This is a genomic window from Peribacillus kribbensis DSM 17871 (genome assembly GCF_000430765.1).
Classification (GTDB): Bacteria; Bacillota; Bacilli; order Bacillales; family DSM-1321; genus Paraperibacillus; species Paraperibacillus kribbensis.
Map to the genome: position 1 here is coordinate 110,245 of NZ_KE387244.1, position 15,058 is coordinate 125,302.

At 43.7% G+C, this 15,058-nt stretch carries 12 protein-coding genes; 9 read left to right on the plus strand and 3 right to left on the minus strand.

All coding sequences use genetic code 11. The features are described 5' to 3' along the window. Positions 1-136: 136 nt before the first annotated feature. The 4 genes from H539_RS0125700 to H539_RS0125715 all read left to right on the plus strand — a co-directional run bounded on the left by H539_RS0125700 (position 137) and on the right by H539_RS0125715 (position 5,359). The gene (locus tag H539_RS0125700) at positions 137-1,327 is read left to right on the plus strand and encodes a class I SAM-dependent rRNA methyltransferase (protein ID WP_026695905.1); all 1,191 of its coding nucleotides are present in this window, start codon (positions 137-139) and stop codon (positions 1,325-1,327) included. 726 nt (positions 1,328-2,053) lie between these two features. Then, positions 2,054-3,100, plus strand: a complete 1,047-nt coding sequence (locus H539_RS29800) for a hypothetical protein (RefSeq protein ID WP_051348814.1) — start codon at positions 2,054-2,056, stop codon at positions 3,098-3,100. 453 nt (positions 3,101-3,553) lie between these two features. Continuing rightward, a complete protein-coding gene (locus H539_RS0125710; protein ID WP_026695906.1) occupies positions 3,554-4,744 on the plus strand; it encodes a ParM/StbA family protein in 1,191 nt (396 codons plus the stop codon). A gap of 15 nt (positions 4,745-4,759) precedes the next feature. Then, the gene (locus H539_RS0125715; protein ID WP_026695907.1) at positions 4,760-5,359 is read left to right on the plus strand and encodes a hypothetical protein; all 600 of its coding nucleotides are present in this window, start codon (positions 4,760-4,762) and stop codon (positions 5,357-5,359) included. Between the two features lie 110 nt (positions 5,360-5,469). Here H539_RS0125715 and H539_RS29805 read toward each other — a convergent pair whose 3' ends face one another. Then, positions 5,470-7,371 carry an N-acetylmuramoyl-L-alanine amidase gene (locus H539_RS29805; RefSeq protein ID WP_245602264.1) on the minus strand — a complete coding sequence of 634 codons (1,902 nt, stop codon included), beginning with the start codon at positions 7,369-7,371 and terminating at the stop codon, positions 5,470-5,472. Between the two features lie 158 nt (positions 7,372-7,529). Then, positions 7,530-8,708, minus strand: coding sequence for a NupC/NupG family nucleoside CNT transporter (locus tag H539_RS0125725; protein WP_026695908.1), 1,179 nt, complete (start codon positions 8,706-8,708; stop codon positions 7,530-7,532). A gap of 141 nt (positions 8,709-8,849) precedes the next feature. Between H539_RS0125725 and msrB the strand changes: the two genes are divergently transcribed. From msrB to H539_RS0125740, 3 genes are read left to right on the plus strand one after another with little or no spacing between them, the layout of a single operon-like run. Next, on the plus strand, positions 8,850-9,806 hold the full coding sequence (gene msrB, locus H539_RS0125730) for a peptide-methionine (R)-S-oxide reductase MsrB (RefSeq protein ID WP_026695909.1): 957 nt from the start codon (positions 8,850-8,852) through the stop codon (positions 9,804-9,806). A 35-nt stretch (positions 9,807-9,841) separates the two neighbouring features. Further along, entirely contained in the window at positions 9,842-10,597 is a 756-nt protein-coding gene (locus tag H539_RS0125735; RefSeq protein WP_026695910.1) for a threonine/serine exporter family protein, read from the plus strand. 17 nt (positions 10,598-10,614) lie between these two features. Then, the gene (locus H539_RS0125740; RefSeq protein ID WP_026695911.1) at positions 10,615-11,043 is read left to right on the plus strand and encodes a threonine/serine exporter family protein; all 429 of its coding nucleotides are present in this window, start codon (positions 10,615-10,617) and stop codon (positions 11,041-11,043) included. 341 nt (positions 11,044-11,384) lie between these two features. Here H539_RS0125740 and H539_RS0125750 read toward each other — a convergent pair whose 3' ends face one another. Further along, positions 11,385-13,046 (minus strand): glutamine--tRNA ligase/YqeY domain fusion protein, encoded by a 1,662-nt coding sequence (locus H539_RS0125750; RefSeq protein WP_026695912.1) that lies wholly within the window; start codon positions 13,044-13,046, stop codon positions 11,385-11,387. A 237-nt stretch (positions 13,047-13,283) separates the two neighbouring features. Between H539_RS0125750 and H539_RS0125755 the strand changes: the two genes are divergently transcribed. Together H539_RS0125755 and H539_RS0125760 are read left to right on the plus strand one after the other, a co-directional pair. Continuing rightward, positions 13,284-13,904, plus strand: coding sequence for a YczE/YyaS/YitT family protein (locus H539_RS0125755; RefSeq protein ID WP_026695913.1), 621 nt, complete (start codon positions 13,284-13,286; stop codon positions 13,902-13,904). A gap of 225 nt (positions 13,905-14,129) precedes the next feature. After that, positions 14,130-15,029 (plus strand): NAD(P)/FAD-dependent oxidoreductase, encoded by a 900-nt coding sequence (locus H539_RS0125760; protein WP_026695914.1) that lies wholly within the window; start codon positions 14,130-14,132, stop codon positions 15,027-15,029. The last annotated feature ends 29 nt before the right edge of the window (positions 15,030-15,058 follow it).

A 15,058-nucleotide genomic window follows, 5' to 3' on the forward strand; every position in this document is an offset into this window, starting at 1 on the left:
CAATTGTTGCTCCTTTATGGTAAATTCAAATACTAGTTCACATTTTATCAGAATTTTCTAGTGTAATGGAATAGTGGTTCATTTGTCCTTATTATGTGTAGAATAGAAGGATAAGAAAAATAGATAGGATGAAACCATGGAAACGATTCAATTAAAGATAAAATCAAAGTTTGTGTCGAAATATAAAAGCGGATATCCGCTGATTCAAAAGGAAGCACTGTTAAATGTCCAGGCGCTGAAGGAGGAAGGGACACTTCTATCTCTTTCGGATGAAAAAAATCAGTTTATTGGAAAAGGGTATTATGGCAGGCAGAATAAGGGCCTGGGATGGATTCTTACGAGAAATGAAAAGGAACGGATTGACCAGGAGTTCTTCAATAAAAAAATGTGGGAAGCTGTGAAAAAAAGAGATTCCTTTTATCAAAGCACGGAGACAAATGCCTTCCGTATTTTTAATGGAGAGGGAGATGGAATTGGCGGACTGGTTATTGAGTATTTTAACGGATATTACTTAATCCAGTGGTATAGCAAAGGCATCTATCAGTTTCGGGATTACATCCTGGCTGCCTTAAAAACAACGGTTGATTACAAGGGGATCTACCAGAAAAAAAGATTTGATACCCAGGGGAAATATTTGGATGATGATGATTTTGTAACTGGAGAACGGGGGGAATTCCCTCTTATTGTTAAAGAAAACGGGGTCAGCTTTGCCGTGTATTTAAATGAAAGTGCCATGGTGGGGGTGTTTCTCGATCAGAGGGAGGTCAGAAAAGCCATCCGTGATACCTATGCGAAGGGACTCAAGGTTCTGAATACCTTTTCTTATACAGGAGCATTCTCCGTCTTTGCCGCTCTAGGAGGAGCTGAAAAAACCACATCGGTCGATCTTGCTAACAGAAGCCTCTCCAAAACGATAGAGCAATTCAGCATTAACCATATTGACTATGAAGCCCAGGACATCATTGTGGAAGACGTATTTAACTATTTTAAGTACGCCGGAAGAAAGAATCTGAAATTTGATATGGTAATCCTTGATCCGCCGAGCTTTGCAAGATCCAAGAAGTTTGTTTTCAGTGCCGAAAAAGATTATAAAAACCTTCTGAAAGAAGCCATCGCCATCACTGAAAAAGGCGGTATTATCGTTGCTTCAACAAATGCCAGCTCTTTTGGCATGGAAAAATTCAAAGGCTTTATAGAAGACGCATTCAAAGAGACTGGCGGCGGCTACAAAATACTGGAACAGCATTCCTTGCCTGAAGATTTTCGAACCATAAAAGAATTTCCTGAGGGAGATTATTTGAAGGTAGCATTTATTAGGAAGCTATAACAAGAGATGATTCATAGATTGTAAACAAGAAATGTGGCTGCCTCAGCTCGATTCAAGAAGTTTGGGCTTTCCACGGGGCGGCCGGGGGTCCCCCGGGGGTCTCACCTGTCCCGCTAATCCCGCTTAGTGGTAGCCAGAATGAGGAGCATGGTGCATGTACTAATATAAGTACCTTGCAGACACTGAAAAGTGTTTTAAAAGCAATGAAGAATCAAATTGGCAAATAGAGGGAGAACTTCCCCTAATTTTAAAAATAGGGCTAAAATTAGCTTAAATAGAGGGAGAGATTCCCTTTATTGACCCGAAAAGTAGGAAAACCAAGTACTTTTCCTTTGCATAACGGTAAAATCTCCCTTTATATACCCCGGGAACGAGCTCTATTCTGTATATAACGGTAAAATTTCCTCTTATTTTACGAGCGCTGGTTACTCCTAGGTTGATAAAAAGGATCCGATCTTATCGGTTGGGGGGCAGAATTTAAATCCCTAAAAACTGGACATTTTCTTTCCTGGTATTTCAATAAATAAGATCCTAAAAGCATCCAAATAAAAAGGGAAGATTATCTTTCCTTTTTATTTGACTAAAAACTGTAATCTGCTGCAATCGCTCCCTCTCTAACACGGTAAAAATAAGGATAATAGGTATTCACCTAGTCAGCTTTTCTTACATATTCTGATCTGGAAGGTGAATGGATACCGATATTATGGAATGAGGGTGTGAGAAAGTATGACGGGTAAGGTGATTCGTTATTTTGTCTGCGGGCATACGGCAAGGGGTTTTAGGAATCTTAGTGATCAGGCTTTGGCTGGTATGGAGCACTTATTTGTATTGGACTCTGCATCGCCATCCTCTGATTCTGCTCTTATAAAGGCAGTGGGGGAGGAGCTTGTCAGGAACGGGCTGGATATTGAATTCCTTCATAATCCCTTGGACGCACATGAAGTGGATGGTGTTTTGATTCCTTCCCGGAAGGCAGGGCTGGTTAGGGAGCCGATAGCCGGCGGGGCTTCTGCTCTGGATTGCCGCACAACTAGGATCAACCTCGAAGAGCAGGCAGCATCCTCTCTCGTTACAGATTCTGTGGAAGAACAAAGAGGTCTTGCTTATGAAGCATTTGCTGAGGCACTTGCCATTCATGATGAATGGGAAAAATATTATATTCACAATATGGATTTCACAAAGGCAGACGAATTGACCGATACCCTGATTATTGAATGGTTAGGAAATCGAAGTTCCGGAAAAAATTCAGTGATTAAGCACCGCTTCCTGGGAGCTGCAACTCCTTCAGGCTCAGTTGATTTTGTTCCTCTGCTTACAGATGATATTAATCAGCGGTATTTTATTAAAGGCCGTCCTGGATCCGGTAAATCAACCATGCTCAAAAAGTTGGCAAAGCAGGCTGAACTCCAGGGGTTCGATGTGGAAGTCTATCACTGCGGTTTCGACCCAGAAAGTCTTGATATGGTCATCCTAAGAGAATTGGGCATTGCTGTCTTCGACAGTACTGCACCACATGAATATTTCCCTTCACGGACAAACGACCAAATCATCGATATGTATTCGTCTGTCATCACTCCAGGGACTGATGAACGGTATCAAAATGAACTTGAGGATATTGCCTTATGTTATAAACAAAAAGTCTCAGAGGCTACCTCTTTCCTTTCTGAAGCCAAGAAATACTATGATCACTTCCTTGCAGAAACTAACTCATCTTGTGCACATGAATTGGATGTAATGATTGAAAAAATAGCCGAAAAAATAATGAATACGTAACACTAAAAAAAAGGGATCTCTTCATAGATTCCTTTTTTTATAGAAAAAAATACTAGCCTTTTGATTAGATAAAGATAAAAAAACGCCTAATATTTTTTGTATACACATTCCGTATACTTGTTTACAAAAATGTATACAATTGTTTACGAAAAGCGTATACATGTATACAAAAGCGTACACATGTTGATATATAAGGATGTATACACTTTTGTATGACAAGTATACAAATTTGTTTACAAGTTTACAAAAATGTAAACAAATAAAAGATTCCTTCCAAAGTCCGTTGTAAAAATACTAGATATGTTTTAGGATAAATGAGTAGAGTACTATCTCTATCTCTTTAATACCGGCAGGTTTCGTGAAAATACTGAAAAAGACCCGGTTGAAAAAAAGGGGCAGCTTCAAGGTGTATTTCAGAAAACTGCCTAATAATAGCAGGAAGGATCGGATGAAATGAAAAAAAACAGAATCGCAGCCGTAGATGTAGGAAATGATTCTTTAAAGGCAATCTTCGGGGAGCTTGATTATGAACTAAATATTCCAAATGCCATTGCTAGAGATATTGAAGACCGTCCAATTATCGGGATTGAAGAGCTGAACAGCAAAGACCCTTTAGAAGGGATACATATTAGAGTCCACTCTCCAGCCCTAAGTGAAAACAATGCCATTTACCGTGTGGGTACGCTGGCGGCCAAAAGTGATAATACTTCTGAACTTGATCCAGGAAGCAGCAAATCTGAGGAAGATCAGACATTAGTGCTATTATTTGCTTCCCTCGCATTGGATGCAGTGAGAGAGGATAATCCCCAGAATTTCAGCCGTTCTAATAATGTGGTGGATGCCAGCTATATTCTTGGAACAGGACTTCCATTAAGGGAAGTAAAAGAAGGAAAGGATGCAGGCTACCGTTCCCGCCTTCTTGGTTCTGTGCACCAGGTAGAATTCCTTGTGACTCCTAAATACCAAGGTATCAAGGTGAATTTGAAGTTTGAAGAAGTAAAGGTATACCCTGAAGGGTTCGCAGCGTTCATAAACCTTGTGATGGATAATAATCTGAATATCATCAATAAGGACTTGATCAATAAGCGTATCCTTATCCAGGATATCGGTGGCTTATCAACGGATATTGCTGTTATCAAAAACCGCAGTGTGGATGATGATAAGGCTCAGGGATTTAACCTTGGGGTATCTGGGGCACTTGAGCAGATCCGGGAGGAAATTCGTTCAAAGCATGGCGTTGAGCTCGACAGCAGACGTGATGTAGTAGAAATCCTTACTAAAAAGAATGACCGGAATCACATCATGGTAAAAGGAAGCCGTACAAGCGTCCATGATATTGTAGACCGGATCCTTGTGGAGCTTGCCAAGAAGCAGTACCGCCTTCTCCGTAATATGTGGGCAAAAAACTCACAGACTGAAATCTGCTACTTTGTAGGCGGCGGGTCCAATATTCTTAAGGACTATCTGAAAACATTGAATAATAATCTGGATGGCTATAATATCGACTTCTTTGAAGATGAGAAAGAGAGCATCTGGATGATGGCAAATGCCTATTATAAGCTGATTTCTGACAACCTTCGCAGAACGCAGAAGGAAGAACAGAAAGATAGAAAAGAAGAGGTAAAAAAGCCTGTAAAAGCTTGAAGATAGGGTGAAATTATGAGTACGAATTCTTCAAGCGGGATAAAGAGGGGGCAGGCCCTGTCCTTTCGGATCCCGTCCGATGCTCCTGATCATGTCATAAAACAGCTGCAGCGGCTGAAAGAGTCAGAGAAAAGGAACTTTTCAAGCAAGATTGCGGAATATGTAATGGATGGTGTCAGCCAGACCATGCAAAGGGATCGGGAGGCAATCAGCATCCCCATTCCAAAGCAGTTAAGCAAGGCGCAGAGGGATTGGCTGAAGCATGAGCATTCAGAAGCGATGCTGGGGAGTATATTGTATCAGCTGATCTCTGACCCGATTCGTTCTAGTGCTCTGCTGGCTGCCCTTAACAGCAGTTCGCTTGATATAGACGAAGCACTATACCTTCAGGAGGAAACTCCTCCTTTAAGGCAGAACCCTCCTTCTCTGCCGCAGGCAGAAGAAACGGCAGCGCCTGAATCTGAGGAGGAGCCGTTCACTCCATCTTTCGATGATGCCGATCTGGACGATTTTGACTGGTCAGCGGCAAAGAAAGAAATCCCGGAAGAAGAATCCTCTGAAGAGGAAACTCTGGAGGATCTGCTCGGTGATTTCTTGTCTCAAATGAATAAATAACGTTAAGAAAAGAAACCCTGTCCAAAAGGATAGGGTTTCTTTTTAACGAACAAACATAATATTAATATATTTTTTAAAAATCATAAGATGAATAATTATACATCATGGTGTCAAGGTGCAGCTGCATCCACATCAGAAGCTTTTACAAAAGCAAGGCGGTGATTGAAATGAATAGGATAATACTCGTCATTTCCATAGACCATTTTATGAACACCGTATGGAGTTAATGTGAACACCTTAGCGTTGTAATAATCCGCTTTGACCTTTTTCTCGGCAGGATAGAACTGTCCTTCCGGGATGGAATATTGAAGCGGAGTAATCGCTTTAGGTGTAATGTCAGAAGGATAGGCTGCAGCTTCTGGATAGGCACTTCCATAGACCGGAATGGACCCTTTTCCTTTTTTGGGTGTTATGATGGACTCTGCCTTTCCGCGGACAGCCATCCTGCCATTTTGATTATAGAACCAGGCTTTCTGGCCGCCATACCAGATTGCATCCCAGTCTCCTTTGCTTTCTGCCAGTGCAAAGGTTTGGCCGGCCTTCGCCTTATCTCCCCAATTCAGGGCTTCGTAATCCCCGGCTTTTGGCAATGCCTTATCCTTAATGATAGGAGAGTCTTCACTTGGCCCTGTATGCAGGTAAACAAAATTTGAAGGATGCTTCTTAAGGTTTCCATCTTCAACATCTACGTATTGTTCATTGTTTTTGAAGTGAGGCTTAATCGTCACAAGTTTTTTGGATCCATGGGAATCGGTGATAGGAGCACCGAGAAGCTCCATATAATGCTCCCAGTCCCAGAAGGTGGCAGGATCAGAATGCATGGCACTTTGATTGGCCGGTGTGAGCCCTGGTACCTCCTCATGACCAATAATATGTGCTCGATCAAGCGGGATCTGATAAATTCTTGCCAGGTATCTTACGAGACTGGCTGAGTTCCTGTACATCTGCTCTGTAAACCAGGAGCCGCCTTGAAGGGCAAAACCTTCATGCTCAATGCCGATGGAGTGCATATTAAAGTACCAGTTTCCTGCATGCCAGGCAACGTCTTTGTTTTTAATCATTTGTGTGACGAACCCGTCGGATGAACGGACGACATAATGAGCAGAAGCTGTATAAGAACGTGAAAAGAGCTTCAGAGTATCATCATAGCCCACCTCTGTATCATGGATGACGATATACCGGATATCGGGACCGAACTTTGGGCGGTCGGCTACATCGTAATTGGTATAATTGCCCGGGTTCGAACTGAGCTGCTGATAAAAGGCGGGGATGAATTGGCTCGGGACATTTTTAGGAACCTCGGTGTCTGACTTTTTCTGTTTCTTAAGATGGATCTTTTTAACCGTGTTTTTATTAGGAATACTGGCCGTTGGTGCCAGGACTACATCCTGTCCCTCTGCAGTCTGCCGTTCCTCCCCTTTTTGAATAGAAGCATAAACCTGATCGGCAAAATCCGTCGCTATCTCTTCAATATCTGATCCGCTGTACCTTGCAGCAGCACCATACCAATCTGCTTCATCTGCAGAAAGCCGGCCTGTTGTTTCCTTTGCATATGAGGCGAGCAGGGCAGCGGCTCCGCGGATATTTTGAGCGGGGTCTGTCTTAAGTACCTCTGGGCTGAGCTTCAGTATAGAAGCAGCTTCGTCAAGCGTATGAGAGCTTGCATAAGATATAGGTTCAGGATTCTCGTTATCTCCCTTGGAGGAGGCTTCAGGTGTAAATTGGGTTAAATGCATAATCCCATATCCCCCAGAAGTGCTTGGCAGTCCCTTGTGCTGATCCCACCGGGTCAGGTTATAAGAAACCGCCAGCAGGATATTTTCGGGTACGCTGAATTCCAGAGCTGCTTTTTTGAAAGATTCCTGTATGGTATGGTTGTCCCCGGCTGTTGTTTCCGCTGCCGCATAAGCAATGCCGCCGACTGATTGGCTGTTAGGTGACAGAAAAAAGCATGAGCCTGCCAAAACACAAAAAAGGGCAAGTTTCGCTGCCCGCATTCCTTTTCTTTTCAAAGAAAACCCTCCCTAAAAAAGTCATATAGAAGGGAATTCTTTTTAAAAGAAGCCGATACCTTTTAAAAAACTGAAATTCCTAAAAACAGGAAACTAGTACTAATCGTAAATAGGAAAAAGGACTCCCTCCTGGAGTAGAGGCAAGTCCGCTTATCATTCTATAGGACGAAGCTGACGATGATACCTGAGAGAATACTTACTAAAGTAGCGCCGTAGAGCAATCTCAGTCCAAATCGGGCCACGGTATTGCCCTGCTGTTCGTTCAATCCTTTGACAGCACCTGCTATGATCCCTATAGAAGAAAAATTAGCAAAAGAGACAAGGAATACAGAGATGATGCCGAGCGTTCTCGGTGAAAAATTCGCTTCCTTTGCCAGCTGCTGCATGGCCACGAATTCATTCGTAACCAGCTTGGTTGCCATGATGCCTCCTGCGCCGATCGTTTCACTCAGCGGAATGCTCATCAAGAAGGCTACCGGCGAAAATACATAGCCCAGGACCTGCTGAAAGGTCAGGTGGAAAATCAGATCAAAAACATTGTTGATTAAGGCAATAAGGGCAACGAACCCTATCAGCATGGCTCCAACCACAATAGCGACCTTAAAGCCATCCATAATATATTCGCCAAGCATTTCAAAAAAGGATTGCTTTTCCCCTTCTTCAATCTGGAGAAGATCTTCAGTGTCATCCACTCGATAAGGATTGATGATGGAAGAGATCATAAACCCTCCAAATAAGTTAAGAACCAGGGCAGCGACCACAAATCTGGGCTCGAGCATTGTCATATAAGCACCTACGATACTCATGGAGACGGTTGACATCGCGGATGCACACAGGGTATACAGCCGTTGCGGAGCGAGCCTTCCGAGCTGCTTTTTGACCGTTATAAAAACTTCTGATTGCCCGACAATGGCAGAAGCTACTCCGTTATATGATTCCAATTTTCCCATGCCATTGACTTTGCTTAAGATAAACCCGACCCAGCGCATAATAAACGGCAGGATTTTGGTATATTGAAGAATGCCTATTAAAACAGAGATAAAGACGATCGGCAGCAGGACATTGAGGAAGAAGGTGTAGGCCCCTTCATTCATCAAACCTCCGAAAACAAAATTGATTCCCTCAGCCGCATATTCAAGCAGCTTTTCAAATAAACGGGCAATTCCCCTGATTATGATTAAGCCAAACTTGGTATTTAAGAGAATATACGCTAAGATAAGCTGAATGATCAGCATGTAGAACAGGTTTTTATATCGGATATCTTTTCGGTTACGGCTGGCAAGAAGGGCGAGCAGAAACACAACTATGAGTCCTATTAGTGAAATGATATATCTCATCTTGATCCCGCTTTCTATGTAATCTATGATGCATAGGTGGGTATACATCAGTATGGTCTTAATATGTACAATTACAGGATTTAATATAGCTTTGAAATATCTTCAACCATTCAAGAAATCAAATGAAACGGAGTGGAGCCTATGAGTACCGAGCCGAGGGAAACGGCCATATTCGCAGGAGGCTGCTTTTGGTGTATGATTGCTCCATTTGAAGAACAGCAGGGGATTTACAGCCTTTTATCAGGGTACACAGGGGGAAGTGCGGAGCATCCGTCCTATAAGCAGGTCAAATCAGGGGAAACGGGACATTCAGAAGCTGTCAAAATAGAATTCAATCCAGAAATCATGCCTTATGAAGAACTCCTGGACATTTTTTGGCAGCAGATAGACCCTACTGATCCAGGAGGACAGTTTACGGATAGAGGAAGTGCCTATAAATCAGCCATCTTCTATCAGGATGAGCGTCAAAAAAGGCTCGCTGAACAATCCAAAAAAGACCTGGAGGAAAGCGGCAGATTCCAGAGACCCATCGTCACAGAGGTCCTTCCGGCGGCTGCTTTTTACCCAGCAGAAGAATATCATCAGGATTTTCACAAAAAGAATCCATTCCGTTATGCGTTGTATAAACAAGGATCTAAGCGCCAGGAATTTCAGCGGAAGTACTGGCCGAAGGATCGGACAAAATTAAAGGGAAAGCTCACAGACATGCAGTATTTCGTTACCCAGGAGGACGGCACGGAGCCTCCTTTCAAGAATGAGTATTGGGATCATTTCGAGCCGGGCATTTATGTGGACGTGGTAACAGGGGAGCCCCTGTTCAGTTCCAAGGATAAGTATGATAGCGGATGCGGCTGGCCGAGCTTTACAAAACCGGTGATGTCTGCGAGTGTGAAAGAATCGATGGACGTCAGTCATCATAAGACCCGCGTCGAGGTCAGGAGCAGGGAAGGAGATTCCCATCTGGGGCATGTGTTTGAAGACGGCCCGGGTCCAAAAGGGCTTCGCTACTGTATTAATTCCGCCGCCCTCCGTTTTATTCCAAAGTCGAGACTTCAGCAGGAGGGATACGGGGATTTCCTTCTATTATTTCCTGGATAATAAATCAGGCGGAAAATTTTTATGGAGGACACAGAATGGAAAATAAAAAAAATGAACCGTATGAAATTGTGGAGCTGTGCCTCCTAGCAGGTAAAATCATGCTGCAGAATGGGGCAGAAACGTATAGAGTTGAGGATACCATGGACCGTATCGCCGCTTTTTATGATGTAGGCCAGGCTCACAGTTATGTAACTCCTACAGGCATTATTTTTTCCCTGGATGGGGTCGAGCCTACTAAGTTAATCCGCATCCTTAAGCGGAATACAGATCTTGCGAAGGTAACGGCTGCCAACAGTATTTCCCGCCAGATCACAAGCGGTGCCCTTACAGCAAGGGAGGCCATTAAGCAGCTGAAGGAACTGGAAAAGAAAGATCTTTCGTATCCTCTGTATCAGCAGTTATTGGCTGCAGCCATTTCAAGCGCATGCTTTGTGATTATGTTCCAGGGGAATTGGAATGACCTGCTGCCGGCCTTTATATCAGGGGGAGCGGGTTTTATCTGCTTTTATTTTATTCATGAACTTATAGAGGTTAAGTTTTTTGCAGAATTTTTAGCAGCATTTGTAATCGGCCTTTTGGCCTTTTCCCTGACGGAGCTCGGGATCGGCCATCAGGCTGACAAAATTATCATTGGTTCGGTAATGCCTCTTGTTCCTGGGCTTTTGATTACCAATGCGGTAAGGGATCTGATGTCGGGGCATCTTGTTTCTGGTCTTTCCAAGGGAGCGGATGCCTTCTTGACCGCCTCGGCAATAGGCACGGGAATTGCGGTTGTTTTTGCGATCTATTAACAGAAAGGGGCAGATGTATGATAGGGCAGCTGATTACGAGCTTTTTTGCAACGGCAGGAATCGGTCTTATTTTTAACATTCCAAGAAGATCACTCATCTCCAGCGGCATCGTAGGGATGGCTGGCTGGTTTGTCTATGTTGTTTTATATGAGAATGACTTCGATGCTGTGCTGGCCACCCTGGTTTCCGCCTTTTTCATTGCGATTATCAGCCAGTACTTTGCAAAACGGTACAAGGTGCCGGTGATCATTTTCAGTGTGGGCGGCATGATTCCCCTTGTTCCCGGCGGCATCGCCTATTATGCGATGAGAAGATTTGTAGAAAACAACTACAATGAAGCCCTGCAGCTGGCCGCCAAAGCCTTCATGCTTTCAGGGGCAATTGCGGTCGGAATCATTCTCTCCGAGGTATTGAACCAAACCATCAAGAAGCTTGGCGGGCGCTGATCTGGATATTTATCCACCCTCAGATATTATTCTTATAAAATATATTAATTAAGAAATGTTATACGTTTGTTGAATGAAGTTTCTTCTATGCATCAGTCTCGGGGCCTAACGCGATTGGAATTTTTAGACGCCTGATAACTAAGAAAAGCTGTTTTCGCAGGACTTGTTACTTTGGAACAAGGTGGTTGATTTCCGCTCCAATCAACCTGATTTAACAATGAGATCCCCTGCAGAACTCTTTAAAAAAATAACAAAAAGAACCAAAAGAAAAGGACGTATGATCAAAATCATACGTCCACCCTTATTTAATACACTGCTATATATCTACATAGCGGATTTTCTTAAAGCTTAAATGAGCTTTTAAGTGAAACAATCAGATTGAAAACTAGATGGCTTTCCGTTGTATCCTTAGGATCCACATTGAAATAGCCATGACGGAAGAACTGGAATTTATCCTGCGGTTTTACATCCTTCATATTTGGTTCTACGAAGCCTTGCAGGACCTGCAGGGAATCAGGATTTACGTAGTCAAGGAATGTTTTTGCATCCTCTTCATTCGCATCCTCGCTGTCCGCATCTAAAATCAGCGGCTGATAAAGCCTGAATTCAGCAGGGATGGCCTGCGAGGCTTCCACCCAGTGGATGGTTCCTTTTACTTTTCTTCCAGTAAATCCGGTTCCGCTCTTAGTTTCCGGATCGTAAGTGGCCCTGATTTCAATCACTTCGCCATTTTCATCCTTCACGACCTCTTCACATTTGATGAAATAAGCATGCTTTAGACGCACTTCATTTCCAGGGAATAGACGGAAATATTTCTTTGGAGGATTTTCCATGAAATCATCGCGCTCGATATAGATTTCACGGGAAAACGGAATTTCCCTGGTGCCCATTTCGGGATTCTCAGGGTTAATTTCTGCCTCCAGCATTTCTGCCTGACCATCCGGGTAGTTGGTGATTACGACCTTTAATGGGTTAATGATGCCCATAGTCCGGGGAGTTTTCAGCTTCAGGTCTTCTCTCACAAAATGCTCAAGCATTCCTGTATCGACAGTTCCTGCACTTTTGGATACCCCGATTTCGTGGCAGAATGCCCGGATGGCTTCAGGAGTGTATCCTCTTCTTCTCAGCCCTGAAATGGTAGGCATCCTTGGGTCATCCCAGCCATCCACATACTCTTCATCCACCAATTGTTTAAGCTTTCTTTTACTCATCACGGTGTTGGTCAGATTCAGGCGGCCGAATTCATACTGGCGCGGAGTGCTTTCCATTTCACATTTCTCAACGATCCAGTCATAAAGGGGGCGCTGATCCTCGAATTCAACCGTACAGATGGAATGAGTGACGCCTTCAATGGCATCTTCCAGGGGATGAGCAAAAGCATACATAGGATAGATGCACCATTTATCACCGGTATTATGATGAGTGGCATGAGCGATTCGGTAAATGACAGGGTCGCGCAGATTGATGTTTGGAGATGACATGTCTATTTTAGCGCGGAGCACCTTCTCTCCATTACCGAATTCACCATTTTTCATCCGTTCGAATAGATCCAGATTTTCTTCGATGGAGCGGCCGCGGTGCGGGCTGTCCTTACCCGGCTCTGTCAGAGTTCCGCGGTATTCCCGGATTTCATCCGCTGAAAGGTCGTCCACATAGGCAAGTCCTTTTTGAATCAAAAGGACAGCACGGTCGTACATTTGATTAAAATAATCGGAAGCAAAAAAGAGTCCGTCCCATTCATAGCCCAGCCATTTTACATCCTCTTTAATGGCGTTTACGTATTCAATATCCTCCTTCAGGGGATTTGTATCATCGAACCGCAAATTGGTTTTGCCATTAAATTCATCGGCAACTCCGAAGTTTAGGATAATAGATTTCGCATGCCCAATATGAAGATATCCATTCGGCTCCGGAGGGAACCGGGTGATCACATGGTCGCGTCTGCCTGTTTCGAGGTCTTCTTTGATGATATCTCTAATAAAATTAGAATTTGTATTCTCCACGGTCAATGCCCACTTTCTTTTAAAAAATTAGCTGCGAAGGCTGAAAATTAATATTAATAATTTTACTTGAATATATAGGATAAATACAGGGTTTTTATTATTTACGGCGGTTTTCTCATAGTTTTGAGTCCAGAATCTGAGAGGCGGCTATTCCCTATGGAGAATTGTCCGCTATACATGTACAGTCAAAACCTTTACAATAAATAACATATTTCACAAGAGGAGCTGAAGATATACATGTCTTTGCTGATTCGGTATCTCATGTTTTTCTGCGGCCTTGCCTTATTTGCCCTGGGCACTTCAGCTGCTGTAAAGGTGCAGCATTTGGGCCTTCATCCATGGGATGTGCTTAGTGTAGCATTATACGGCCGTTTTGGCATCTCCATAGGATTCTGGGGAGTGGCAGCAGGTCTTTTCCTTATCTGCATTTCGGCCTTTACGGCTAGAAAATACATCAGCATCGGAACCTTTTTAAATGCGCTCCTGATCGGACCCATGATCGATTTCTTTCTATGGCTTGATATATTGCCGCATGCCACACATACCTGGCTGGATTATGTAATTATAGTGTGTGCCATCGCACTTACCGGAATCGGAGGAGGCTTATATGTAGCGGCCGGTATAGGGGCTGGACCAAGAGATGGCTTTATGCTTTCGCTTGCCGAAAGGACAGGTATTTCTGTCAGCACTGCCAGAATCGCCGTAGAAAGCGCAGTCCTTGTGATTGGCCTTATTCTTGGCGGTCCCGTGTTTATTATGTCATTTATTTATACACTCATCCAAAGCCCCATTTTTCAGCTCTCCCTGAATTTCTTTAAAAAAAGGAACTCATCCCTAGTTTCCAGAAAAGCTGCGTAAAGCCAAGCCCTTTGTATAGGGCTTTTTTTGTTTACTTTTTTTTGTTTAATATCTGTCCGGGCTGGATAAAGGCAACATATATTTCCTTTTAATTCAGGCTTTTCTTATAGGGATAATTTTCTATGGCAGGACTGCATTCAGCCTGGTTTTCGCATACAGCATATACATTTATAAAATACTAAGTCTGGAGGATTATCCAGGCTTTAGCGGAGAAGGAGCATACTTATGGAATATGAAGTAATCATAATCGGAGGCGGGATAGCAGGGCTTCAGGCCGCCATTCAGCTTGGGAGGGCGCAGCGCAGCGCTCTTGTCATTGATTCTAATCAGGGGAGGTCCAACCTCTGCCGGACATATCATAATATCCTTGGCTGGCCGGACGGGGTCAGCGGGGAGCAGTTAAGAAAGCTGGGCCGGCAGCAGGCTGAAAGTGTGGGAATTCAATTCATGGAGGATACCGTGATTTCGGCAGAAAAAGGAGATCATATCTTTCGTGTTAAAACAAAGCAGGGTTCTGCACTTGAGGCGAAAAGGATTCTGATTGCCACAGGTATCCTGGACCGGATCCCGGATATGCCTGAAATTTATCAGTGCCTTGGTAGCAGTGTTTATATCTGCCCGGATTGTGACGGCTATGAAATCAAGGATCAGCTCACCCTTGTAGCGGGGTCTGGAAATCCGGGAGCCAATATGGCGCTGACGCTGTCTTATTGGACGGACCGGCTAATCTATATCAATCATGAGCAAAAGAAAGTCGACTCCAGGATCATGAAAAAACTGAAGGAAAAGAATATCCAGTATATCCATATTCCCATTAAAGAGGCTATCGTTGAGAAGGGGGACTTTACAGGGTTCCAATTGGCGGATGGCCGGCTCCTTTCAGCAGGGAAATGCTTTTTAGCCTTTGGAGGAAATGAAGTACGATCAGGGATTGCAAAGCAGCTGGGTGTCGAGGTGCTGGAAAATAATCATATCAAAGTCAACAGGCGTACCCAGGAGACAAATGTAAAGGGTGTATGGGCGGCGGGGGATGTGACGGTTCACTCTGAACAGACGGCCATCGCCATGGGAGATGGTCTCCAGGCTGCCATCTGGATTCATAAAAGTCTCCTTCAGGAAAAATAATTCTTTACAAGTGTAATGACACCTGATAT

Coding starts and splice junctions, on each gene's coding strand:
- H539_RS0125755 (WP_026695913.1), top strand. CDS start 13,284: ATGTCTTTGCTGATTCGGTATCTCATGTTTTTCTGCGGCCTTGCCTTA.
- H539_RS0125715 (WP_026695907.1), top strand. CDS start 4,760: ATGAGTACGAATTCTTCAAGCGGGATAAAGAGGGGGCAGGCCCTGTCC.
- H539_RS0125735 (WP_026695910.1), top strand. CDS start 9,842: ATGGAAAATAAAAAAAATGAACCGTATGAAATTGTGGAGCTGTGCCTC.
- H539_RS29800 (WP_051348814.1), top strand. CDS start 2,054: ATGACGGGTAAGGTGATTCGTTATTTTGTCTGCGGGCATACGGCAAGG.
- H539_RS0125725 (WP_026695908.1), bottom strand. CDS start 8,708: ATGAGATATATCATTTCACTAATAGGACTCATAGTTGTGTTTCTGCTC.
- H539_RS0125700 (WP_026695905.1), top strand. CDS start 137: ATGGAAACGATTCAATTAAAGATAAAATCAAAGTTTGTGTCGAAATAT.
- msrB (WP_026695909.1), top strand. CDS start 8,850: ATGAGTACCGAGCCGAGGGAAACGGCCATATTCGCAGGAGGCTGCTTT.
- H539_RS0125760 (WP_026695914.1), top strand. CDS start 14,130: ATGGAATATGAAGTAATCATAATCGGAGGCGGGATAGCAGGGCTTCAG.
- H539_RS0125740 (WP_026695911.1), top strand. CDS start 10,615: ATGATAGGGCAGCTGATTACGAGCTTTTTTGCAACGGCAGGAATCGGT.
- H539_RS0125710 (WP_026695906.1), top strand. CDS start 3,554: ATGAAAAAAAACAGAATCGCAGCCGTAGATGTAGGAAATGATTCTTTA.